Genomic DNA, 22,653 nt, shown 5'->3' on the forward strand with positions numbered 1-22,653 from the left:
GAAGAAAGAATGAACAAACCGAAGCAGCCGCTAAGTATTGTCAAAATGAAAACGATGAAAAAACAAAACGAACCCATTGCCATGGTGACAGCCTATGATTATCCTACTGCTCGATTGGCAGAGGAAGCGGGCGTCGATATTATCCTCGTCGGTGATTCCTTGGGCAATGTCGTGCTAGGCTATGATTCTACATTGCCGGTTACGATCGATGATATGGTATACCACTCCCGCGCAGTGCGCCGGGGAGCGCCGAACACGTTTATTGTGACTGATATGCCATTCATGACTTACCACAGCACGGTGGCTGAGACGCTGAATGGGGTTCGCCGCATTATGCAAGAAGGACACGCAACAGCTGTGAAAATGGAAGGCGGAGCGGAGATTGCACCTATGGTCAAGGCTTGTGTGCAGGCAGGTGTGCCGGTACTCGGACATATCGGCTTGACACCGCAATCGGTACATCAAATTGGAGGCTATCGAATCCAAGGCAAGACGATGGAAGATGCACAGCGATTGCTTGAAGATGCCCTAGCACTGCAGGAGGCGGGAGCCTTCGGTGTTGTACTAGAACTTGTGACGGATGAGGTGGCTGCATATATCTCAGAACGGCTAGAGATTCCGACAATCGGAATCGGAGCCGGTGTCAAATGTGATGGGCAGGTGCTCGTATTCCATGATATCGTACGATATGATGCAGACTATCGTCCTAAGCGGTTCGTAAAAACATATGCGGATGTAGGAACGACCATTCGTGAAGCGTTTGCTTCTTATGTAGAAGAAGTGAAGCAGCGCACATTCCCAGCCCAGGAGCATGTATTCGCTGCAGATGAGGAATTGGTAGGACAATTATACGGAAGTGGGAAGGTGCAGACACCATGATCACAGTACATTCCATACAAGAGCTGAGAGACGCGCTGCGTCGCATGAAGCTTGAACATAGACGTCCGGACGGAGACCCAACCATTGGCTTCGTTCCGACGATGGGGTATTTGCATGATGGGCATGCGAGCTTGTTAAGCAAGGCTCGCAGTCAATGCGATATTGTAGTCCTAAGTATATTCGTCAATCCGATACAGTTCGGGCCGAACGAAGATTATGAGAAGTACCCTCGTGACGAAGAACGGGATCTGGCGGTAGCGAAGAAGCATGGTGCGGATATCGTATTCATGCCAACACCGGACATGATGTATCCTACACCTACCAAAACCAAAGTGCATGTGGATGACATTACAAGTCCGCTGTGTGGTGCTACGCGTCCGGTTCACTTTGACGGTGTGACAACCGTTGTTACGAAGCTGTTCCACCTCGTGCAGCCAGATCAAGCCTTCTTCGGTATGAAGGATGCACAGCAGGTTGCTGTCATTCAGCGTATGGTGGAGGACTTGAATTTCCCAGTTGAGATTGTTCCATGTCCGATTGTACGCGAAGCAGATGGTCTGGCAATGAGCTCGCGCAATGTGTATTTGTCTGAGGGAGAACGGGCGCAAGCGCTCGTACTATCCCGCTCACTGCGTCAAGTTGACGTCTGGCTTGAAGAGAATCCGCAGCTGACAGCCCCAATGCTTCAGCAGAAGATGAAGGATATGATATCACAGCAGCCGCTGGCAGACATCGACTATGTTGAAGTATTGAGCTTCCCAGATTTGGAGCCACTGGCGCCGGAGATGTCGCTAAATCAGCGAAACACCAATATTTTGATTGCACTTGCAGTCAAATTCGGTCGGACAAGATTAATTGATAATCGTATGTTAACTCATGGAGAGTAGGGTGAACTAAATGATGCGCGAAATGATGAAATCCAAAATTCACCGTGCTACGGTGACAGAAGCAAATCTGAACTATGTTGGCAGTATTACGATCGATGAGCATTTAATGGAGCTGGCTGATATTTGGGCGAATGAAAAAGTTCAGATCGTAAACAATTATAATGGAGCTCGCTTAGAAACTTACGTGATTCCAGGGCCTAAGCATTCAGGGGTGATTTGCTTGAATGGTGCGGCAGCTCGATTGGTACAACCAGGGGACAATGTCATTATTATTTCTTACGCATCCATGACGAATGAAGAGGCACGTCAATACAAGCCGAATATTGTTTTTGTTGATGGAGATAACAAGCCTGTTGAAGTAATGAATCTAACAGAAGAGCATTCAACCATTCGTTAATGCATTTCGATTAGGGGCATGATTTATGGCCGAATTGCTTGCTTGCGCTACCATGCAGGACGTATTGCTGCTCTGCTTCGCTGACAACGGAAGCCAGCGCACGGGAATCGTTGGAGCACCGAATGAAACTTAGCTGTGAGACACACAATGAACGTGAGCCGATAAGACAACGATACGCAACACTTGTGAAGGTGGGATGGAATCGTGCTGCAACATGTATTCGAGACCATGAATGAACTGTTGGATGAAGTGATTGCTCAATACCCGCATGCGAAGGGAAAGCAAAAACAGGAACTCGATCATCAAGTGTCGCTGCTTCGCTCCATGAGTGACCATATTGTGGAGGAATGGCTGCGCTTTGAAGAGCGTCTGTCATTGTTAAGGCCCAAAGCAGGCAAGGGAAGCTCAGTACCCGTACAGCCATGCCCAGTGAAGGAGAGCAAAATAGCTATTCCGGACTATGGGGATCCCTATCAGCGGGGTCAGGGGTATTATTTGCTCATGATGTATAAGGAAGCAGTTATGTTTTTGGAACAGGCGGCTAAGATTCAGCCAGAGAATATCGAGGTGCGCGCGTATTTGGCGATGTCGCACTTGCATTTAGGGAATTGTCAGGAAGCAGGACATCATTTTCAACTTATCATACCTTTGACTGACAACAACAGCATGAAGGCCATTGCCTGCAATGCGCTTGGCTGCATTCATGCGAAGCAGCATCAGTTTGCACAGGCAGAAGCATGCTTCCTGAAGGCGCATGAATGGGATCCAGCTCTGCCGGAACCGATTATGAATTTGAAGGTATGCCAGTCCAAAAGCGGTCATTTTGAACTCGGCGGCGAGCACATGATGCATATCCAATAACATGCAAGTAATATCAATGATTCATGACATCGGAGGGGAACGACTGTGTGGAAAAAATACGCACAGATGTTTCCCTCTAGTCATTTCCAAACGCCTGAACATCTGTTATGCTAAGAACAGAAATTGTGAGAGGAAAGCTATTGAGATGAGATTTGCTGTTTTGGATTTTGAGACGACCGGCAGTCAGCCGAACGATGAAATAATTCAAATTGGTTTGGTTATTCTTGGCCATGATTTGAAGATAGAACGCGAATATCATACGCTTGTGCGGCCAACTGTTCCCATACCGGAATTTATATCGCAGCTCACTGGCATTACCGGGGAAGATGTGAAGGATGCTCCGGATATTGATGATGCCATGACGGGGCTTGTCCCTTTGCTAGGGGATGTCGTACTGGTCGGCCATAATGTTGCCTTCGATTATCAATTCCTATGCAGGGCTCTGGAACAGACAGGATATTTGCCGTTCACAGGTCGTATATTAGATACAATTGAACTGCTTCGCATCCTCTTTCCATCGCTGCCTTCCTTCCAGCTTGGATCTGTGTCACATGAAATGGGGATTGTTCATGATCGCCCGCACCAAGCAGATAGTGATGCGAGGGCGACAGCAGATATATTTATTCGCTGCTTAGAAGCGATTGACCAGCTTCCGTTATTGACGCTACAGCGCGTCGTTGATGTGTTTGGCGATCAAGAGGAGCGGGATTTGAAATGGCTGCTTGCAGAGAAGCTTCAGGAGCGCGAGGTGTCTGATTGGACAGAAGAAGAAGGGTATCATCCGTTCCGCCAATTGACGTTGAAGCAAGCGGATTGGACAGAGACGGAGGCGCCGCGTGATTCTTCAGCAGAGAACCCACTTAAGGGAGTAACCTTCGCTCAGTTCCTAGATCAGGTTAAGACGAATCTGGCAAGCCGTTTGGATAATTATGAGCCGCGCGAATCGCAGGAGCAGATGTTCAATGAAGTGATGGAGTGCTTCGAACAAGAACATCACCTGCTAATCGAAGCAGGTACTGGTACCGGCAAGTCGCTTGGGTACTTGCTGCCATCCATATATCAGAGTGTTTCTCAAGAGAGCAAAGTGATTGTTAGCACTCACACAATCAATCTGCAAGAACAGCTGAGACAGCGTGATTTGCCGCTCTTGGAGAAGATTGTGCCGGTTCCATTTAAGGCATCCGTATTAAAAGGCCGCAGTCACTATTTGTGTTTGAGAAAATTTGAACATAAAATAAGTAATAGAGAGTATGTACATGCACGCGATGATAGTTTGACAGCTGCCCAAATGCTGGTGTGGCTCAGTCAGACGGAGCATGGAGATGACGAAGAACTGCATTTCGTTCATAAGGGTGCAGACTTCTGGGATACCGTTGCCAGTGATAGTGATTCCTGTCTGAATCGCGCATGTCCTTGGTTCCGTCGGTGCTTCTACCACCGGGCGAAGAATGATGCGAATTTATCGGACATTATTATAACGAATCATTCCCTATTGTTTACGGACGTAATTGCGGAGCATCGTTTGCTCCCCGCATACGAGCAGCTTGTCGTAGACGAAGCACATCACTTCGAAGAAACGGCAGGCAAACATTTAGGCATTCACTTGCAATATTTTTCACTCATTCATCCGCTGACCCAATTGTTCAAAGACAGCAAGAATGGTGCGCTTGTATTGCTGCAGCAGCGTCTTCGCTTGTCAGGCAATGAAAAAGCGCTCGTATGGGCTGAAGGGATCGAGAAGCTGTTAACACAGCTTGTCGATGTTAAGGATCAATGGGATCGGCTGCATGAGCTGCTCTATCAAATGCTTCCTTCCATGAATGAAGCGGGGCAGGCGGAAGGCGGGCAAGCTGTTCTCCGGCTGCCATCTGGCAATCGTCCTGATGGATGGAGCTCCGTATCGGAGCTCGAAGGCGATATTCACACGCGTTTAAGTGATATTGTTCGTTCGGGGGAGAAGCTCGTCAATGAATGGAAGGATTATGATGATGATGAAGTGCAGGGCGTCACGGCTGATGTGACAGGTTTATTCAAGGACATAGGGCAGCTTCGCGATGAATTCCGTGAATTTATGCAAGGCAAGGATGCGGATACCGTGTACTGGATGGAAGGCAATCTCCAATACAAGCATAAATCAATGCAAATGTATGCGGTCCCTGTCGATGTAAGCGAAGCGCTGAAGCGATACTTCTTCGAGCCGAAGAAGAGCGTAATCTTAACTTCGGCTACATTGTCCGTTGATAAATCATTCCAATTCGTAGCTGAACAACTTGGCTTGAAGGATGCGCAGCGGGATGGTCGTCTAAATACGGTCATACTTCCGTCGCCGTTCAACTACCGGGAACAAGCACTTGTTGTCATCCCGCGTGACTTCCCTAGTGTGAAGGGAGCATCAGATGCCAAGTTTAACTCGACGCTGATGCAGTCCTTGGCTGATGTAGCCAAGGTAACAGAAGGACGTATGCTTGTCTTATTCACGTCATACCGCATGCTGCGGGATGTGTATGAACCGCTGAAGGAGGCGCTTAGCCTGCATGGCATTCAAGTGCTGGGACAAGGGATTGACAGCGGCAACCGAAGCAAGCTGACACGCCGATTCCGAGATCAGCCGAATTCAGTCCTGCTAGGAACGAGCAGCTTCTGGGAAGGCGTTGATATTCCAGGAGATGCGTTGACATGTCTTGCGATTGTACGACTGCCATTCCAGCCACCGAATCATCCACTCGTGGAAGCGAAGTGCGATCGGCTGAAGCGGATGAATCAGAATCCATTCCGCAAATATTCCGTCCCACAGGCTGTAATTCGCTTCAAGCAAGGATTCGGCCGCCTTGTGCGTACGACGCAGGATAAGGGAATTGTCATCATTTATGACACTCGTGTAATAGAGACAAGCTACGGCAAACATTTTCTTTACTCGCTGCCTGGCCCAAAAATGGAGCATATGGCAACAGAACAACTTGTACCACGTATTGATACGTGGCTAGACCATAATCAAAGAGGTATTGGAGAGCGATGAGAGGGGCTTGTTCAGAATGAAAGCACTAAAGATATCAGAAGCTGTCGTTCGGCGATTACCCGTGTATTTACGTCATCTATTGGAATTGAAGCAGCGAGAAGTGCTCACAGTTTCTTCTCAAGATTTGGGACAGAAGCTGAACTTGAATCCTGCGCAAATTCGGAAGGATCTAGCGTATTTCGGCGACTTCGGCCGCAAGGGCATTGGGTATGATGTATCGTATTTGATTCAACAAATCAGACATATTTTGAAACTGGATCAAGTTATCCATGTTGGATTGGTCGGTGCAGGTAAATTAGGTCACGCACTCTGTAACTACACCGTATACTTGAAAGATAATATGAAGATCGTTGCAGTGTTCGATGCACAGGAATCCAAAATCAATACCGAGATAAATAACCTGAAAGTTCAGCCGATGTCTGACCTAATTACGACGGTACGCGAGAAGCAAATCCGTATCGGGATTATCACGGTTCCTGCTACAGAAGCTCAGTATGTAGCTGATCAATTTGTAGAGGCGGGAGTAGAAGCGATCTTGAACTTTGCGCCTGTCATTTTGAGGGTTCCTTCGAATATCCGTGTGCATACTGCCGATTTTACAACGGATTTGTTCAGTTTGGCCTATTATTTATCTGATAATGGAAAGGAAGTACCCGCCGAATGACACACCGAATCATTATTAAAAACGGCATGTTCGCCGATTTGTCTCCAACTGCGAAGCAGTCCTCATTCCATGGGTTCATGGTTGTTGAGAATGATCGCATCGTTCATATTGGATCGGAGCTGCCAGAGCAATATGCAGCAGCTGATGCTGAAATCATCGATGGCAAAGGTCTATTCTTCATTCCAGGCCTTATTAATACACACGGGCATGCTGCAATGTCTCTGCTTCGTGGGTATGGGGATGACTTGGCGCTTCAGACATGGCTGCAGGAGAAAATGTGGCCAATGGAAGGCAAGTTCACGGCCAATGATGTCTATTGGGGAACAGCTCTGTCTGTGATCGAAATGCTGAAGGGCGGTACAACAACCTTCGTAGATATGTATGACTACATGGACGAAGTAGCGAAGGTATGTGAGCAATCCGGTATCCGTGCATCGCTTATGCGCGGTGCGATTGGCTTATGCCCAGAGGATGTACAGCGCGAGAAGCTGAACGAGGCGATTCAATTCGCGAAGGATTGGAATGGGAAGGCAGATGGCCGCATTCGTACGATTATGGCGCCGCATGCTCCGTATACTTGTCCTCCAGCCTTTATTGAGAGCTTCGTACAGGCTGCTCATGATCTGGATTTGCCATTGCACACGCATATGTCAGAGACAAAGGCAGAAGTTGAACAGAATGTGAAGGATTATGGAATGCGTCCGGTTGCGCATTTGGAGAAGCTCGGATTCTTCTCCCGTCCTTCCTTCGTTGCGCATGCTGTTCATTTGACGGACGAAGAGATTGAGACGCTTGCGAAGTATCAAGTTGCGGTATCCCACAATCCAGGAAGCAACCTTAAGCTTGCGAGCGGTGTCGCTCGTGTTCCTGAGATGCTGCGTGCGGGTGTTGTTGTATCCTTGGGTACGGACGGTGCAGCAAGCAACAACAATCTGGATATGTTCGAAGAAATTCGCCTTACGGCCTTGATTCATAAAGGGGTGTCCGGCGATCCAACTGCAGTTCCTGCTGCAGAGGCGCTGCGCATGGGTACGATCTATGGCGCGCAGACCATTCGTCTTGACGATATTGGAGCGCTTGAAGTAGGCATGAAGGCTGACTTCGTTGCGGTAGATATTGATCAGCCTCATTTCCTGCCACATACCGACTTGGTATCCCACATGGTATATTCAGCGTCTGCGAAAGATGTCAAGCATGTATGGGTTGACGGCAAGCAGGTTGTGAAGAATGGGGAATGTTTGACGATGGATGAAGAACGAATCCTTCGCGAGGCGCAGCAATGCTTTGATGGCTTGCTGGCAAGATAGGCAGGAGGAGAATTCATGCAGAGAAGACGCGTACGCCGGAGGTCGCATTGGAAGTGGTTGATTCCGGTACTCGTTCTCTTATTTCTAGTCGGATTGTTCTTCGCCACTTATCAGTATGTGCAATACATCAATAAGGACGAACGGGTCAAGGAAGCGGAAATAATAAAGCGGGCGAATGAAGCAGTGAAGCTCGTAAATGTGACAGAAGTGGAGAAGGGTGTATGGGATCAAGTCGTATACATGGTGCGGGGAACTGACGAACATGGTAAGGAGCAGACCGTGTGGGTACTCCCTGATAAGGTAACTCCTATGGCGGAATCAACCTCTAAAGAGACGATTCAAGCCCAGATAGAAGCCCAATATCCAGATGCGGATGTAATCCGCATTACGCCAGCATTTAAGGATGATCAATATGTATGGCAGGCATTGGTCAAACGCAAGGATGAACAAGGGGTTGTTCATTACTTCTATCATTTCTATTCATTTGCGAATGGTTCCTCAATAGGGGATGTCTATACGCTGCCTAATAAATAACGTATTCAATGTTAGCCAATAACGATTAATAGGCGATTTTGCGGCGCTGCTGCTTTGCATATGACGTACATATTGTACGCTATACGAAGCAGCAGCGCTTTTTGTATTGGAGTAACTCCATTTCGATGGCAATCATGGTACACATTACATCCATAGTTGAAGTGACATATGTGATATACTCTTGATATATCAGAAAGAGATTACTAGGGGTATTGATATATATTTGCAACAGGAGGTTTCAGCATGGCGAAAAAGATTCGAATCATGCCTACTTTGCTCATTATGGTCACGACAGCTGTTGTACTATTTGGAGGTTGGACACTGTATGAACATAATTTCGTGAAGCAGCCTGTGGAACGAGTATTGAAGCAGCATGCTGAAATTACGCAGTATGATGTTCAATGGTATCCTGATGCGCTGCAAGTGAAACTGAAGAGCAAGGATGGCACCAATATTAGCAGCCTGATTGAAAGAGTGTCGGACGAGCTGCAACAGAATTCGAGCGGGAAAAAAGTACAATTGGAATACTTGAATGATGAGAGCACGCCGCTTATCGATAAGTTATGGTCACGTGCAATGTTTGACATTGCAGATGCAATGGTACATCAGAAATACAGCGATATTCCTGTTAGGTTGAAGGAACTGCAACAGCAAAATCCAGGTATTCAGATCCAAACTGAAATGGATTCACGATATGTGTATATTCAACTCAAGGATGAGAAAGGAAGCAAGACCGTATTGCTTCCTTTGCAAGCATCGCCTGTGGGGGTATGGCCTAATGAAAAAGCAACGGCAATCCGTTCGTAGTTGGGAATTGGCATTAGGGATCGTAATCCCAGCAATATTATTTGTCAGTTATCTTGGAGTTAATATATGGCCGGTCATCGCGGCAGTTGCCGCGATTAGTGCTCTTCTGCTGTTTGTAAATCGCAGAGGACAAGCTGGCTTGGCGCGTTCGTCAGGGCGTGCGAAGTCAGGCAATAATCAGATTAGTGAAATGAGCTTCGAGCGTATTGGCGGGCAGGATAGAGCCAAGAATGAATTGATTGAAGCTCTTGATTTTCTGGTACGGCCAGATGACATTCGTAAATTCGGGATTCGTCCAATGAAAGGGATATTGTTAACTGGCCCCCCAGGAACGGGGAAAACGTTAATGGCGAAAGCATCTGCTCATTATGCAGACGCGATATTTATTGGTGTGTCAGGCAGTGAGTTTGTTGAGATGTATGTCGGTGTCGGAGCGGGACGTGTACGAGAGCTGTTCAAGGAAGCAAGACAGCGTGCAGAGAAAGAGAAAAAACAAAATGCAGTTATCTTCATTGATGAAATTGATGTGATCGGCGGCAAGCGTGAAGGTGGGCAACAAAAAGAGTATGATCAAACGCTCAACCAGCTGTTGACGGAGATGGATGGACTGTACGCAGATGAGTCACCGCGTATTCTGGTAATGGCGGCCACGAACCGTAAAGAGATGCTGGACAGTGCATTGCTGCGCCCAGGCCGTTTTGATCGTCATATCCAAGTAGATATGCCGGATAAGAAGGGACGCAAGCATATTTTGGAGCTGCATGCTACGAATAAGCCACTGGCGGAAGAAGTAAGTCTGGAGCAAATCGCAGAAGAAACGTTCGGCTTCTCAGGCGCTCAATTAGAGAGCGTCCTGAATGAGGCGGCTATTTATGCAATGCGTCAGGAGCAAGAGGCGATTACGATGGAGCATCTCTCGCTTGCGATTGATAAGACGTTAATGGGAGAGAAGAGTGATCGAGAGACGAATGAGGAAGAACGACGCCGGGTGGCGATTCATGAACTTGGACATGCGATAGCCGCAGAGCTTGTCCGGCCGGGAAGCGTATCTCAAGTTGCGTTAAGCCCTCGCGGCCAAGCATTAGGCTATGTTCGACATCAACCACAGGGAGATCGCTACCTGTATACAAAGCCGTTTCTTGAGGAGCAAATCATCATTGCGCTGGGCGGATCGGTAGCAGAGGAGTTGTTCTACGGCAACCGTAGTACGGGCTCACAGGGGGACTTCGATCAAGCACTCAACATTGTAGAGACGATGGTGAATGCAGGATTGACGGATCTCGGCATTGTACGTTTGAAACATCTCTCACCAGATGTCTTGACAAAAGAAACGCAGACGATTATGGTAGATTTGACCTATCGAACGCGTGAATTGTTGGAACAGCACCGAGATGCTTTTGAGCGATGTTTGCAGCGTCTGTTGGAAGAGGAATTGGTGAACGGAGATACGTTCCGGTGTCTGTTATGTGACAAGAAACAATTACCAGCGTGATTTCACGCTGGTTTTTCTTTTTTGCTCTCATATTCATGATAAGATAAGGTGAGGTACCTATGCACTGATAACGAAACCATCATCTCGGGTACACTATGCAGAGCATAGCAACAGGAAAGGTGGAAGAAACCATGTTTTTCAAAAAGATCGGCGTCATCGGCGGCGGTACAATGGGCCAAGGCATTGCAGAAATGCTTGCTGTCAAAGGCTTGGACGTGCTGTTGGTGGAGCAATCGCCGGAGAAGCTGGATCACGCGTATGAAATGATTGAAACGAGCCTGGATAAGCAGCTTGAAAAATGGGCAATCACACAGGCCGAAAAAAAATTAATTCTTTCGCGCATACATAAAGTGACGCATCTGGCGGAACTAAGTGCATGCGATATGGTAATTGAAACAATATCTGAAGATCTGGAAGCGAAGAAATTGGTCTTCGCTGAACTGGATCGCGTATGTCCAAGCAGCATTATCTTGGCGAGCAACACATCAACACTGTCCTTGACAGAAATGGCAAGCTCAACGAAGTATCCTGAGCGTGTTATTGGCATGCACTTTATTCATCCGGTCTCCAAAGTCGATCTCGTGGAAATTATCCGCGGGTTGAAAACTTCTGACACTACTTTCAATGAAACAAAACGTTTCGTTGAAGAAGTTGTGCAAAAGAAAGGCATCATGGTATATGAGTCGCCAGGCTTTGTGACTTCACGCATGATCTGCCTTCTCATCAATGAGGCATTGCATGAATTGCAAGAAGGCGTCGCTTCTGCAGAAGATATCGACAGCGCGATGAGAATCGGATATAATTTCCAATACGGGCCGCTTGAAATGGCTGACCGTTTCGGCTTGGATTCCATACTTGCAGCGTTGGAGCGCATGTTCCGCGAGTTCGGCGATATTAAATATCGTCCGTCCGTATTGCTGAAAAAAATGGTGCGCGCAGGCCACCTCGGCGTGAAATCGGGCGTCGGATTTTTCAAGTATGATAAGGATGGGGATAGACTATGAAAATACTCGTAATCAATGCAGGCAGCTCCTCACTTAAATATCAGCTGTATGATATGCAGGACGAATCGGTACTGGCAGCAGGCCGTGTAGAACGTATCGGAATGGATTCCTCCATTCTCATTCACGAACCGCATCACACGGATGAAATTACAGAAGTAAGCGAAATTCTTGACCATACGATTGCGATTCGTAAAGTATTGGACAAGCTGACAGATGCTAAGGTTGGCGTAGTTAAGACGATCAATGAGATTGAAGCTGTTGGACACCGTGTCGTTCACGGCGGTGAATCGTTCAGCAATTCCGTATTGGTTGACTCCGAAGTCAAAGCGGAAATCCGTCGTCTGTTCGATTTGGCTCCACTGCATAACCCTGCTCACATGATGGGAATTAAGGCAGTAGAAACGAACTTGCCGGACGTACCGCAAGCAGTTGTATTCGATACTGCTTTCCATCAAACGATGCCTAAGAAGGCATACATGTATGCGATCCCGAAGGTGCTCTATAAGAAGCACAAAGTTCGTCGCTACGGCTTCCACGGGACTTCCCACAACTATGTAAGCCAACGTGCGGCTGAAGTTGTTGGACGCCCGCTCGAAGACTTGAAGATCATTACTTGCCATATCGGTAATGGCGGCAGCTTGACAGCGGTTGAAGGCGGCAAATCGATCGATACTTCGATGGGGATGACTCCGCTTGAAGGCTTGATGATGGGTACGCGCAGCGGTGACTTGGATCCAGCTGTCGTACCATTCACAATGATGAAGGAAGACTTGACGGTCAACGAAGTCAACTCCATGTTGAACAAGCATAGCGGCTTGCTTGCAATCTCTGGCTTGTCCAGCGACATGCGTGAAATTACGGATGCAATGGCTGAGGGCGAACCAAATGCTACTTTGGCATTCGAAATGTATGTATATCGCCTGCGCAAGTACATCGGTTCATATGCTGCAGCGATGGACGGCGTAGATGTGATCGTATTTACGGCAGGTGTGGGTGAGAACTCCATCGTAATCCGTGAAGCAACATGCGAGAAGCTGACGTTCTTGGGCGTTGAAATTGATCCGGAGCTGAATAAGATTCGTTCGAAAGAACCGCGTCTCATTTCGACTCCGAATTCCAAGGTTCAAGTTCTTGTCGTTCCTACGAACGAGGAGCTTATGATTGCACGGGATACTTACCGCCTTGTACAAGAATCGAAATAATTAATGCGTAAGGGAGAGAGCGATCGATGACGACGACTTGTGTCATCCGCGAAGTTAGCCGTCATGTGGGCGAAGAAGTCCGCATGGGGTGCTGGCTGCACAACAAGCGTTCCAGTGGCAAGATTCAATTCCTGCAGCTGCGTGACGGTACTGGATTTATCCAGGGTGTTGTAGTGAAAAGTGAAGTGCCGGAGGAAGTCTGGGAAGCGGCGAAGAGCTTAACACAAGAGAGTTCCTTGTATGTAACCGGGACAGTTCGTGAAGAGCCACGTTCCAAGTCTGGTTTTGAAATGACTGTAACGAATGTGGAAATCATTCAGATTACAGAGAATTATCCAATTACACCGAAGGAACACGGTGTTGATTTCTTGATGGATCACCGTCATTTGTGGCTGCGTGCACCGAAGCAGCATGCCATCTTGACGATCCGTGGAGAAATCATTCGCGCGGTACAGCAATTCTTCGATGAGAAGGGCTTCACACTGGTGGATCCTCCGATCCTGACGCCTTCTTCTTGTGAAGGGACGACAGAGTTGTTCCATACCAAATACTTCGAAGAAGATGCATTCTTGACACAGAGTGGTCAGTTGTACATGGAAGCTGCTGCTATGGCACTCGGTAAGGTATACTCGTTCGGACCGACGTTCCGTGCTGAGAAGTCGAAGACGCGCCGTCACCTGATCGAGTTCTGGATGATCGAGCCGGAAATGGCGTTCGTCGATCATGAACAGAACCTGAAGGTACAGGAGCAATTCGTATCGCATATCGTACAATCTGTACTGAAGAACTGCCGTCCAGAGCTGGAGACGCTTGGCCGCGACACTTCCAAGCTGGAGAAATGTGTAGCGCCATTCCCACGCATTACGTATGATGAAGCAATCAAATTCTTGCAAGAGCAAGGATACGATATTCCTTGGGGTGAGGACTTCGGTGCACCGCATGAAACGGCAATCGCTGAGAAGTATGAGACGCCTGTATTCATCACGCATTATCCAACGAACATCAAGGCGTTCTACATGAAACCGGATCCGAACCGTCCAGAAGTTGTTCTGTGTGCGGATATGATCGCTCCAGAAGGTTACGGAGAGATCATTGGTGGATCTCAGCGTATTGATGATCCTGCCTTAATGGAAGAACGCTTCAAGGAGCATGAACTGTCTCCAGAAGCGTACCAATGGTATATGGACTTGCGCAAATACGGTACAGTTCCACATTCCGGATTTGGACTCGGGTTGGAACGTACAGTAGCTTGGATCTGTGGGTTGGATCATGTCCGTGAGACAATTCCGTTCCCTCGCTTGCTGTATCGCTTGTACCCATAAGCATATTGCTTGGATTTACAGATTATGAAGATCGTCCCGTATCGCAACAGCGATGCGGGGCGTTTTTTTCACTAGTGACAAAGCCCTATTTCTACTGTTTGAAAACGTTGCCAATTTAGTGCTTATCAAATAGCCGTTCGTATGAGACAATAGAGGGGTAGTGAAGCGGAGAGGGGATTTATTGTATGAGTGGAGACGCTTTTCGCACCTTTGCTAAAGGGATGGCGCTAGGCATGCAATCAGGCAGCATCAGTGTGCCGTACCATCTGCTGCGCTGTTATCGACAGTTGAAGCTGAACGATACGGAGGCTATGCTGCTCATTCAGCTTATAGGCTTTAAGCAGCAGGAAATGAAGGACTTTCCGACGATTGATGAGCTGCAGGAACGAATGGGAACAGCTCCAGAACTTGTGATCAAATCACTTCAGCGCCTGTTGAAAGATGGCTTTATCAGCATTGATGAGGAGATCGATGCGGCTACGGATATTCAATATGAGCGTTATAATCTGACTGGATTATGGGAGAAAATGGCTGTGATCGTGACGGAAGAGATACGAACGGAACGTCAGCGACTCAGACAATCATCTGCCTTAACGGATTCGGATCAGCCGAATCTGTTCAATATATTCGAGAAGGAATTCGGTCGTCCTCTTTCACCAATGGAATGTGAGACGATAGCTGGGTGGATTGACCAGGATCACTATCCAGAGGAACTGATCTTATTGGCGTTGAAGGAAGCCGTCTTTGCAGGCAAGGTGCACTTCCGTTATGTGGATCGCATCCTGCTGGAATGGAGCCGCAACCGCGTTCGTTCGATTGAAGATGCGAAGGCTTATACACAGAAATTCCGTTCTAGTGGAAGATGAGGTATGAGCTCCTGTAAGTTTGCATGGGAAAATAATTTTGAGGTTGCTGCAGAGAGGCTGTAATGGTGTTTCGGCGGCAATCTCAGATAATAATCTTATTCGGTTCTGGTTCTACGATCATGTATCAATGGACGAACACTGATAGCTTGATATTGACCTTGATATGGAAATGTTTAAAAAATCTCCGCCTTTTACTTCTCATTTGATTTAGCCTCTACATATATTGTTCTTATCTGGATCTTTACCTTTATTTGTTGACTTTCCTTTAGTTATTCGAAACGACGATATATTCAATCTGGAGCTCTCATTCAGCTTATATGTGAGTTTTGTTAGATCGCTATGGAGGAACAACGCATGATTTATTTTCAAAATAGTGCAGAAGGATCAGAAGGACTTTGCAATCAGTTAATGTCCGTTTTTCGTGCTGTTGGTGAAGCACTATATCATGCGAACGAGGGCTCTCCTACAGGAATCCTTTTACAGAATGTTCAAACGAGAACCTCGATTGATTTTGATGTTACTCCGTATTTTCGAAGCATAGCAATCGATTGCTTCGTTGATGTACATGTTTTGCGGAAATTACTGTCAAGTCGACAGATTGATGTGAAACGCGCTGAAGAAGTACAAGCAGAAGTACGTAATCAAGCGGTTATCTGTAAAAGGTACCCGATCCGGCAGATGTCAGAAATCGAAAATAAAAATAGCGGATTGTTCATTGCCAATGCCTTTCCTTTCGCTAAGCACATCGTAGAATTATCTAATTTCATTATCGCTTCCATGTCCGAGAAGCATCAGTGGATAGCGGCTCATCTAAGAATTGAAAAAGATTTATTGCTAATTTCCGATATAAAAAGTATGGGCCTAGAACATTATGCGGAAAGTCAGCTTCACTGTATTTATGCTTGTATGGAGGCTAAGCAAAAGGTATCAGCCATATATTTAGCATCCGGTTTATTGGATGAAGAGTATGCAGCGATAGCAAAAGGGATACAGGAAAAAAACGGGGATATTATGATTTATAATAAAAAAATAGTGTTAGAAGGGAGCCCAAATCTGAAGCAGAAATTTGATTCCTTATGTCTAGAGGAACAAGCTTTGGTCGATTGGCTCGTATGTATTCATGCTCCTTATTTTATTGGGCCACATTCCTCATCCTTTTCATATTTAGCGGGCTACATGCGTCATTATCGTGGTTATCAACCAGATACGCTGGATTTATTTCCAACGTATCAACCCTATTGGGATATGTGGTTTCCTTGCATATAGGAGTTGTCATTCCTACACATGAATTTTAAAAGCCCTCTGTCTATTGTGACTGAGGGCCTTATCAGTTTTATGGAACAATAGCTAGAATTTATTGATGAAGTGCTTGTTTGCGGTATACATATTCGAACAAAAATTCGAATGCCTCCAGATGACGTTTGGCCTCAAAGGCATTGGCACCCCAAGCATATATACCGTGCTTTCGCAGAAGAATACCCGGAATACAGGGGTCAAGAGACGCTGTAACACAGGGTACGATACGGGGGATATCAGCGTAGTTAGGTACAACAGGGATGTGAATTTTTGCGTCTTCCTCCCAAATATTAAACGCTTTAATTAATTCCACGCCTTCGACGGGTACAGCACCACGATCTCCATATAAATCAGATACGATCGTGTTGAATACCGTATGTACGTGGAAGATGGCACCACATCCAGTGAGTCGATAGATTTCACAATGAATTAAGGTCTCGGCACTAGGTTTGAGATGAGTGGCTTCCGTTGCACGGCCATTCTCATCGACGAACAGGAAATCTTCGGGAGTATGGATCGATTTGTCTTTGCCGCTGGCTGTGATGGCAAATTGGAAGTGTTCTTCCTGGATGTCACCAACACGAACGGAGAGGTTACCGCTTGTTCCTGGGAACCAGTGGCGGCTGGCAAATTGCTCTTTGATTGTTCGCAGCTCGGCAAGTGCCCACTGCTTCTGCTCTAAAGTGAGCGTATGCGTATTCATTCTATAGGTTGGCTCCCTTCACTTTTCCACTTCCTCAGCCGATCTACGGATGAGTTATATGTGTATTGGAATGACTCAAATGTTCAATAATATCATAAAACGTCTGGAACGGCGCATATGGAAGCTGAAGCTCATCGCATCGTTCGATTAATTGAGCTCTGGCAAACACGAAATCAGCTAATTTGGCTGCAGTAAAATCAGTGACGCTGTCGCCAATGACAATACGCTCATACTGATCCTTAGGGAAGCGGCGCACGATAGTTGTTTTGCACATCCCGCAATCATTCGTACATGGCGGCTGACAATAATGCGGCCATGTAATCTGAATCTTATCACCACGAAAGTCACTGCCATTGCAATAGATGTTGTCGGCAGGTATTTGATAAGGCTTCAGCAGCGGATACACGAAGAAATCGATGCCGCCGCTTGTAATATATAATTCGATCCCTTCTGCTTGGCAGAACTGAACAAATTGCTCGAAACCAGGGCGAATACGTGCCTGTGTTACGGCGTATTGAATAACCTCTTCTTGCAATGAAGAAGGGAGCAAGGCGAACATTTCCCCGACCCCTTGACGAATCGACTTGCGTTCATGGATGACGTCCTGTACGATTTTGTCCCATCCAGGCGGCTCGAAATATCTAATAATCGAGACGATGTTATCATTTTCAGTTATCGTTCCGTCGAAATCACAAAAGACAACTCGAAGCTTCTTCTCGATGCTCACTTCTTCACACCCCACAATCCAATTGCGGCAGCCAATGGTTCAGAGATTGCGGCTCTTGCTTCTAAGGTGTCACCCTTCAAGACGGCATCAATGGCATCGACAAATGCGTGTCCGCCTGAAGCTGTTCCCATTGGATGGCCGTGAATACCGCCTCCTGCATTGACGACAACATCGTTGCCAAAATCTTGAATAATAAACGGAACCAAGCCAGGATGTATACCCGCGGAAGGCACAGGGAAGCTTCTCTTATGTATCGCTCCAAATGAATTATTTACACTGGTAAGAGCGTGACGGATCCCTTGCGTCTCTTCTTTCGGCATTGTGACCGAACCATATGGGGATGGGAAGAGTACGAGATCAGCACCAGCTAATCGCATGAGTTTGCCAAGCAGAAGTGGGGCGGCAATTCCATGCTCCCTCGCTGGGTAGTAGGCACCGGCAAGTGCAGGATGAGCGGCGATTGGAACTGTAATATCAGGATCTTGGCTCAATCCATGCAGGACATCGTACCCGTAGCTTAATACGTTGAAGAGCAGGGCATTTGCTCCAGCTTCGATTGCACGGAGTGCTTGTTCACGAAGGGAGAACGTAGACCCTGTTAAGTTTACGGCATATAGCAATTTCTTGCCCGTCACTTGTTCGGCACGAGCGGCAGCTTCCATACATGCGCGGACACGCATGTCGATCGGTGTGAGGGGATTTTCAAATAAAATCTCGTCATCCTTGATCAAATCAACTCCGCCAAGTGCTTGCTGGTAAAACTGCTCCTTCAAAGCTGCTAGATTATGACCGATGACAGACTTGAAAATGCTCATTAACAGTGGGCGGTCATGGACGTCCAGCAGTTCGCGAACTCCATCGATTCCATACTTAGGTCCTTGAAATGAAGCTGTAAATGCATCGGAAAAATCAATATCCAGAAGTTTAATCCGACCATCCATGGACAGCTTTCCAAAGGCCGTAACGAGCAGGGCAGGAATGTCAGGGCTAAAGTTAATGTCCGGATAAGCAATTGCAATATCCGCGTAGCGCTCCCCAAGGACATCTGATGGATGTTCCTCAATCGAGATTACCTTGCCGAGATGCTTCGACATCTCGGCCTTTCTCGCCTCAGGGAGCTCGGTCCAGCTCCCGACCGTCAATCCAACGGCAATTCCTTCGGCCTTCTTATGAAAGTCTGCACGATCATCGAACAGCCGATAGGTGGCGACGCAGTGATCTTTCATTCGATTTCCCTCCCAATTTGGTGTTCCATTTCCTGAGATCGTCCTGCAGCGCGGTGCACAGCAGAAACGATGGTTCTGCCTACATGATGGGTATTCATGACGTCTATTGCAGCTTGTGTCGTGCCGCCAGGGGAGGTCACCTTGCGGCGCAGCTCAGCAGGTTCTTCCTGTGTTAGCCGTACCATTTCAGCCGCACCTAGAACAGTCTGAACGGTTAAATCCCGCGCATCCTCTTTTGTAAGTCCCCCATCTACAGCTGCTTGTATCATCGCTTCCATGACGTAGTACAAATAAGCAGGGCCGCTGCCAGATAATCCGGTCACGATATTCATGTGCTGCTCTTCAACTTCAACTGCGATGCCGACTGCTTCGAACATCGCCATCGCGATGGCGCGCTGTGTGTCATTGACCGCATCCGAACAGCAGATTGCAGTCGCACCGAGACCAATCGTGCTCGATGTGTTCGGCATGGTTCGAACAGCGGCAACTGGACCAAGAATATGCTCAATGGCATGAAGCGATAGACCAGCAATCACAGAAATGATAAGCGTTCCGGAGCGGAGAAGCGGCTTCAACTCATGAAGTGCTCCTGCGGCATCCTTCGGCTTCATGCACAATACAATGACATCTGCTTCCTGCAAGAGCTGCTGTTTGCCTTCTGATGAGAGCTCTATCGTGACGCCATACTTTCGCTTCAACTGCAGAAGCCGTTCGTTATTGCTGCGATTGATCATGGAGATTTGCGAAGGCTCAGTCAGCTGCTTCGCAAGTACTCCTCTAACGATCGCTTCGGCAATAGACCCTGCACCGAAAATACTAAAGTGAAGAGACCGGAATGTGTCCTTCTCTTGTGTTTTTATTTCATTCATGATGTCCATTCCTCTCCCTTCTTGCCAACACTTAAATGGAAAATAGCACTGGCGTGCGATGTTACTCGCGAATTTGGCCTTTGCCATATATCCGATACTTCGTGGACGTTAGGGCAGGTAGGCCCATTGGACCTCTTGCGTGTAGTTTCTGTGTGCTAATGCCGATCTCAGCACCAAATCCGAATTCAAACCCATCTGTGAACCGCGTTGATGCATTATGGTAGACAGCAGCAGCATCAACTTCCCTTAAGAAACGGCTGGCACGGTCTTTGTTCTCGGTCACGATACATTCGGAGTGCTTCGTGCCATAGTGAGCGATATGCTCAAGTGCTTCATCAAGCGAGTCAATGACGCGCACGTTCAGTACATAGTCGTTATATTCTGTTGCATAATCTTGTTCGGATGCTTTCTTAGCCCATGGCGCATAGGCGATTGTTCGCTCGCAGCCTCGCAGTTCAACACGATGTGTGTCAAATCCTTCAAGCAATCCTGTCAGATGGCGCTCGGCAAACTGCTCGTGTACGAGCAGAGTCTCCATAGAGTTGCATACGGAAGGGCGCTGCACTTTCGCGTTGAATGCAATTGCTTCGGCCATCTCCGGATCAGCGGACTGGTCAATATAGGTGTGACAAATTCCTGCCCCGGTCTCGATAACGGGTACAGTTGCATTTTGAACGACATTCTGAATGAGCGATGCGCCACCGCGCGGAATGACGACATCCAGCAAGCCGTTACATTTCAACATCTCGTCAACAGAAGCACGATCCGCATCTTCGATTAGCTGCAAGGCTTCAACTGGAACAGAAGTGAGCTTCAGCGCTTCATGCAGCACAGCGACAATGCGCTTGTTAGATTCCAGCGCAGAAGAGCCTCCGCGCAGTACGACCGCATTGCCTGTCTTAAGACACAGGCCAGCCGCATCCACGGTGACATTCGGACGCGCTTCATAGATCATGCCAATTACACCTAGTGGCACACGGATTTTCTCAATATGCAAGCCGTTGGGACGGTCAATTTTCTCAAGAACATCTCCAACAGGATCTGTCAGTTCGGCGATCTGGCGCAATCCTTCTGCCATATCTTCAATTCTTGCCTCATTTAGTGCAAGGCGATCCAATAGAGAATCTGATGTTCCCTGCTGCTTCCCTCGTTCTAGATCTTTTGCGTTTGCTTCAATAATCGAATCTGCATGTTGGACAAGCAGATCCGCCATTCTCAATAATGCTTCATTCTTCTGATCGGTTGTCAGTCGGTTCATGACTGCGGCTGCTTCTTTCGCTAACGTAGCCTTGGAAAGTACTTCACTCATCGTACATGCCTCCCTCTATGATCGTAGTGTGACCCATTCATCTCGATGTATCACTTCAATGCGCGGAACCTCGATGCGATTGAGAACCTCATCCGTAGACCAGCCCGCTGCAATCTTTAATTGATCGGCTTCGTAATTGACGATGCCTCTGCCAATCACACGTCCGTCCTCACCAGACACCTCAACCACATCTCCAGGGTGGAAGTCGCCTTCGACTCCTCGAATACCAGCAGGCAGCAGACTTGATCCTCGTGATATCAATGCCCGTTCAGCGCCTTCATCGACAATAATTTGTCCATGTGGGGTAGAGTGGAAGCCAAGCCATTGCTTCTTCATCGGCAATGCGTGCAGGTGAGTATCGAAATAGGTACCCTTGCCAATACCGTCCACAGCAAGGAGCAAATCACCTGGCTCATTGACTCGGCCAACAAAGGCAGGCACACCACCCCGCATGGCGATACGTGCTGCATCTAGCTTCGAACGCATGCCGCCCGTACCGACAGATGAGCCGGCTCCTCCAGCATATGCGTAAATTTCCTCGTTAATTTCCTCGACTCTGTCGAACCGCTTCGCATTCGGATTGGAACGGGGATCTGCCGTATACAACCCGTCCGTATCCGTAATAATCACTAGCCGATCAGCATGAACAAGATTCGCAACCAGTGCTGAGAGCGTATCGTTATCACCAAACTTGAGTTCCTCAACGGATACGGTGTCATTCTCATTAATAATAGGGACGACACGCTGCTTCAGCAGTTCCTCCATTGTCATCTGGGCATTATGGCCGCGCTTGCGATTGGCGAAGTCTGGCCGAGTTAACAGCAGCTGTGCTGAAGGAATGCTGTACTTCTGGAATTGTTCTTGGTAGGCCTGCATTAGCAGCGCCTGACCGACTGCAGCAGCAGCCTGCTTCTCATGGAGAAGCTTCGGACGAGTCATATATCCAATATGTCGAAATCCGGCTGCAACGGCACCTGAGGTGACGAGCACGACATGTGCACCACGTTCCATAAGAGAGACGAGCTCGCGTACGTAGAATTCAATATGTTCTCGATTTAAGCCGCCATGCTCAGAGGTAAGCGAGCTGCTTCCAATTTTCACTACAATTCGTTGACACTGTTCCATCATTCATTCACTTCCTGATTCTTTGACTCTCATGAGTATAAGTATCATACATCTCACGATTTGCCGGTGCCAGATTGTAATACGATGATGTGAATGGATCAAGGGAATGCCGAACAGTGATGTCGCGAAAACGGATTATGGGTATAAAAAAAGACCCTCG

Annotated in this window: 21 protein-coding genes; 15 read left to right on the top strand and 6 right to left on the bottom strand. The window is 47.6% G+C overall.

Annotated features, from left to right (window positions below; all coding sequences use genetic code 11):
• Window positions 1-9 precede the first annotated feature (9 nt).
• The 15 genes from panB (at window position 10) to PBN151_RS05400 (ending at window position 16,504) form a co-directional block, all read left to right on the top strand.
• Complete coding sequence (panB, locus tag PBN151_RS05330) at window positions 10-879, top strand: 3-methyl-2-oxobutanoate hydroxymethyltransferase (RefSeq protein WP_072728502.1); 870 nt, start codon at window positions 10-12, stop codon at window positions 877-879.
• Window positions 876-1,766, top strand: coding sequence for a pantoate--beta-alanine ligase (gene panC, locus PBN151_RS05335; protein ID WP_072727982.1), 891 nt, complete (start codon window positions 876-878; stop codon window positions 1,764-1,766). Before panB ends, panC begins: the two co-directional genes overlap by 4 nt.
• Before the next feature lie 10 nt (window positions 1,767-1,776).
• Window positions 1,777-2,163, top strand: a complete 387-nt coding sequence (gene panD / locus PBN151_RS05340; RefSeq protein ID WP_021254652.1) for an aspartate 1-decarboxylase — start codon at window positions 1,777-1,779, stop codon at window positions 2,161-2,163.
• Window positions 2,164-2,367: 204 nt separating this feature from the next.
• Entirely contained in the window at window positions 2,368-3,024 is a 657-nt protein-coding gene (locus PBN151_RS05345; RefSeq protein WP_021254651.1) for a tetratricopeptide repeat protein, read from the top strand.
• 145 nt (window positions 3,025-3,169) lie between these two features.
• Window positions 3,170-6,040 carry an ATP-dependent DNA helicase DinG gene (dinG, locus tag PBN151_RS05350; RefSeq protein ID WP_072727984.1) on the top strand — a complete coding sequence of 957 codons (2,871 nt, stop codon included), beginning with the start codon at window positions 3,170-3,172 and terminating at the stop codon, window positions 6,038-6,040.
• 16 nt (window positions 6,041-6,056) lie between these two features.
• Entirely contained in the window at window positions 6,057-6,704 is a 648-nt protein-coding gene (locus PBN151_RS05355; protein WP_021254649.1) for a redox-sensing transcriptional repressor Rex, read from the top strand.
• Window positions 6,701-8,011 (top strand): amidohydrolase, encoded by a 1,311-nt coding sequence (locus PBN151_RS05360; protein WP_072727986.1) that lies wholly within the window; start codon window positions 6,701-6,703, stop codon window positions 8,009-8,011. Before PBN151_RS05355 ends, PBN151_RS05360 begins: the two co-directional genes overlap by 4 nt.
• 15 nt (window positions 8,012-8,026) lie before the next feature.
• Window positions 8,027-8,545, top strand: a complete 519-nt coding sequence (locus tag PBN151_RS05365; protein ID WP_021254647.1) for a hypothetical protein — start codon at window positions 8,027-8,029, stop codon at window positions 8,543-8,545.
• Window positions 8,546-8,788: 243 nt separating this feature from the next.
• A complete protein-coding gene (locus PBN151_RS05370) occupies window positions 8,789-9,352 on the top strand; it encodes a quinolinate synthase (RefSeq protein WP_072727989.1) in 564 nt (187 codons plus the stop codon).
• Window positions 9,324-10,844 carry an AAA family ATPase gene (locus PBN151_RS05375; RefSeq protein WP_021254645.1) on the top strand — a complete coding sequence of 507 codons (1,521 nt, stop codon included), beginning with the start codon at window positions 9,324-9,326 and terminating at the stop codon, window positions 10,842-10,844. The genes PBN151_RS05370 and PBN151_RS05375 overlap by 29 nt, the downstream gene beginning before the upstream one ends.
• Before the next feature lie 131 nt (window positions 10,845-10,975).
• Window positions 10,976-11,848, top strand: coding sequence for a 3-hydroxyacyl-CoA dehydrogenase family protein (locus PBN151_RS05380; protein WP_021254644.1), 873 nt, complete (start codon window positions 10,976-10,978; stop codon window positions 11,846-11,848).
• Window positions 11,845-13,050, top strand: coding sequence for an acetate kinase (locus PBN151_RS05385; protein ID WP_072727991.1), 1,206 nt, complete (start codon window positions 11,845-11,847; stop codon window positions 13,048-13,050). Before PBN151_RS05380 ends, PBN151_RS05385 begins: the two co-directional genes overlap by 4 nt.
• Window positions 13,051-13,076: 26 nt before the next feature.
• Window positions 13,077-14,372, top strand: coding sequence for an asparagine--tRNA ligase (gene asnS, locus PBN151_RS05390; protein WP_021259164.1), 1,296 nt, complete (start codon window positions 13,077-13,079; stop codon window positions 14,370-14,372).
• Between the two features lie 185 nt (window positions 14,373-14,557).
• A complete protein-coding gene (locus PBN151_RS05395; protein ID WP_072727994.1) occupies window positions 14,558-15,238 on the top strand; it encodes a DnaD domain-containing protein in 681 nt (226 codons plus the stop codon).
• A 354-nt stretch (window positions 15,239-15,592) separates the two neighbouring features.
• Window positions 15,593-16,504, top strand: a complete 912-nt coding sequence (locus PBN151_RS05400) for an O-fucosyltransferase family protein (RefSeq protein ID WP_072727996.1) — start codon at window positions 15,593-15,595, stop codon at window positions 16,502-16,504.
• A gap of 88 nt (window positions 16,505-16,592) precedes the next feature.
• Here the strand turns inward: PBN151_RS05400 and mtnB are convergent, their stop codons facing one another.
• The 6 genes from mtnB to proB all read right to left on the bottom strand — a co-directional run bounded on the left by mtnB (window position 16,593) and on the right by proB (window position 22,493).
• Window positions 16,593-17,237 carry a methylthioribulose 1-phosphate dehydratase gene (mtnB, locus tag PBN151_RS05405; RefSeq protein ID WP_072727999.1) on the bottom strand — a complete coding sequence of 215 codons (645 nt, stop codon included), beginning with the start codon at window positions 17,235-17,237 and terminating at the stop codon, window positions 16,593-16,595.
• Between the two features lie 43 nt (window positions 17,238-17,280).
• On the bottom strand, window positions 17,281-17,958 hold the full coding sequence (locus PBN151_RS05410; protein WP_072728503.1) for a 2-hydroxy-3-keto-5-methylthiopentenyl-1-phosphate phosphatase: 678 nt from the start codon (window positions 17,956-17,958) through the stop codon (window positions 17,281-17,283).
• Window positions 17,959-17,960: 2 nt separating this feature from the next.
• Window positions 17,961-19,190, bottom strand: coding sequence for a 2,3-diketo-5-methylthiopentyl-1-phosphate enolase (locus PBN151_RS05415; protein ID WP_072728001.1), 1,230 nt, complete (start codon window positions 19,188-19,190; stop codon window positions 17,961-17,963).
• Window positions 19,187-20,059, bottom strand: coding sequence for a pyrroline-5-carboxylate reductase (gene proC, locus PBN151_RS05420; RefSeq protein WP_072728504.1), 873 nt, complete (start codon window positions 20,057-20,059; stop codon window positions 19,187-19,189). The genes PBN151_RS05415 and proC overlap by 4 nt, the downstream gene beginning before the upstream one ends.
• A 61-nt stretch (window positions 20,060-20,120) precedes the next feature.
• Complete coding sequence (locus tag PBN151_RS05425; RefSeq protein ID WP_072728003.1) at window positions 20,121-21,368, bottom strand: glutamate-5-semialdehyde dehydrogenase; 1,248 nt, start codon at window positions 21,366-21,368, stop codon at window positions 20,121-20,123.
• A gap of 15 nt (window positions 21,369-21,383) precedes the next feature.
• Window positions 21,384-22,493 carry a glutamate 5-kinase gene (gene proB / locus PBN151_RS05430; protein WP_072728505.1) on the bottom strand — a complete coding sequence of 370 codons (1,110 nt, stop codon included), beginning with the start codon at window positions 22,491-22,493 and terminating at the stop codon, window positions 21,384-21,386.
• Between the last annotated feature and the right edge of the window lie 160 nt (window positions 22,494-22,653).

The organism is Paenibacillus sp. NAIST15-1 (assembly GCF_001894745.1).
In the GTDB taxonomy this organism is placed as follows: domain Bacteria; phylum Bacillota; class Bacilli; order Paenibacillales; family Paenibacillaceae; genus Paenibacillus_B; species Paenibacillus_B suaedae.

Bases quoted from the DNA above. Each gene is read 5' to 3' on its own strand.
- panB (WP_072728502.1), top strand. From the start codon at position 10: ATGAACAAACCGAAGCAGCCGCTAAGTATTGTCAAAATGAAAACGATG.
- panC (WP_072727982.1), top strand. From the start codon at position 876: ATGATCACAGTACATTCCATACAAGAGCTGAGAGACGCGCTGCGTCGC.
- panD (WP_021254652.1), top strand. From the start codon at position 1,777: ATGATGCGCGAAATGATGAAATCCAAAATTCACCGTGCTACGGTGACA.
- dinG (WP_072727984.1), top strand. From the start codon at position 3,170: ATGAGATTTGCTGTTTTGGATTTTGAGACGACCGGCAGTCAGCCGAAC.
- PBN151_RS05355 (WP_021254649.1), top strand. From the start codon at position 6,057: ATGAAAGCACTAAAGATATCAGAAGCTGTCGTTCGGCGATTACCCGTG.
- PBN151_RS05360 (WP_072727986.1), top strand. From the start codon at position 6,701: ATGACACACCGAATCATTATTAAAAACGGCATGTTCGCCGATTTGTCT.
- PBN151_RS05365 (WP_021254647.1), top strand. From the start codon at position 8,027: ATGCAGAGAAGACGCGTACGCCGGAGGTCGCATTGGAAGTGGTTGATT.
- PBN151_RS05370 (WP_072727989.1), top strand. From the start codon at position 8,789: ATGGCGAAAAAGATTCGAATCATGCCTACTTTGCTCATTATGGTCACG.
- PBN151_RS05375 (WP_021254645.1), top strand. From the start codon at position 9,324: ATGAAAAAGCAACGGCAATCCGTTCGTAGTTGGGAATTGGCATTAGGG.
- PBN151_RS05380 (WP_021254644.1), top strand. From the start codon at position 10,976: ATGTTTTTCAAAAAGATCGGCGTCATCGGCGGCGGTACAATGGGCCAA.
- PBN151_RS05385 (WP_072727991.1), top strand. From the start codon at position 11,845: ATGAAAATACTCGTAATCAATGCAGGCAGCTCCTCACTTAAATATCAG.
- asnS (WP_021259164.1), top strand. From the start codon at position 13,077: ATGACGACGACTTGTGTCATCCGCGAAGTTAGCCGTCATGTGGGCGAA.
- PBN151_RS05395 (WP_072727994.1), top strand. From the start codon at position 14,558: ATGAGTGGAGACGCTTTTCGCACCTTTGCTAAAGGGATGGCGCTAGGC.
- PBN151_RS05400 (WP_072727996.1), top strand. From the start codon at position 15,593: ATGATTTATTTTCAAAATAGTGCAGAAGGATCAGAAGGACTTTGCAAT.
- mtnB (WP_072727999.1), bottom strand. From the start codon at position 17,237: ATGAATACGCATACGCTCACTTTAGAGCAGAAGCAGTGGGCACTTGCC.
- PBN151_RS05415 (WP_072728001.1), bottom strand. From the start codon at position 19,190: ATGAAAGATCACTGCGTCGCCACCTATCGGCTGTTCGATGATCGTGCA.
- proC (WP_072728504.1), bottom strand. From the start codon at position 20,059: ATGAATGAAATAAAAACACAAGAGAAGGACACATTCCGGTCTCTTCAC.
- PBN151_RS05425 (WP_072728003.1), bottom strand. From the start codon at position 21,368: ATGAGTGAAGTACTTTCCAAGGCTACGTTAGCGAAAGAAGCAGCCGCA.
- proB (WP_072728505.1), bottom strand. From the start codon at position 22,493: ATGGAACAGTGTCAACGAATTGTAGTGAAAATTGGAAGCAGCTCGCTT.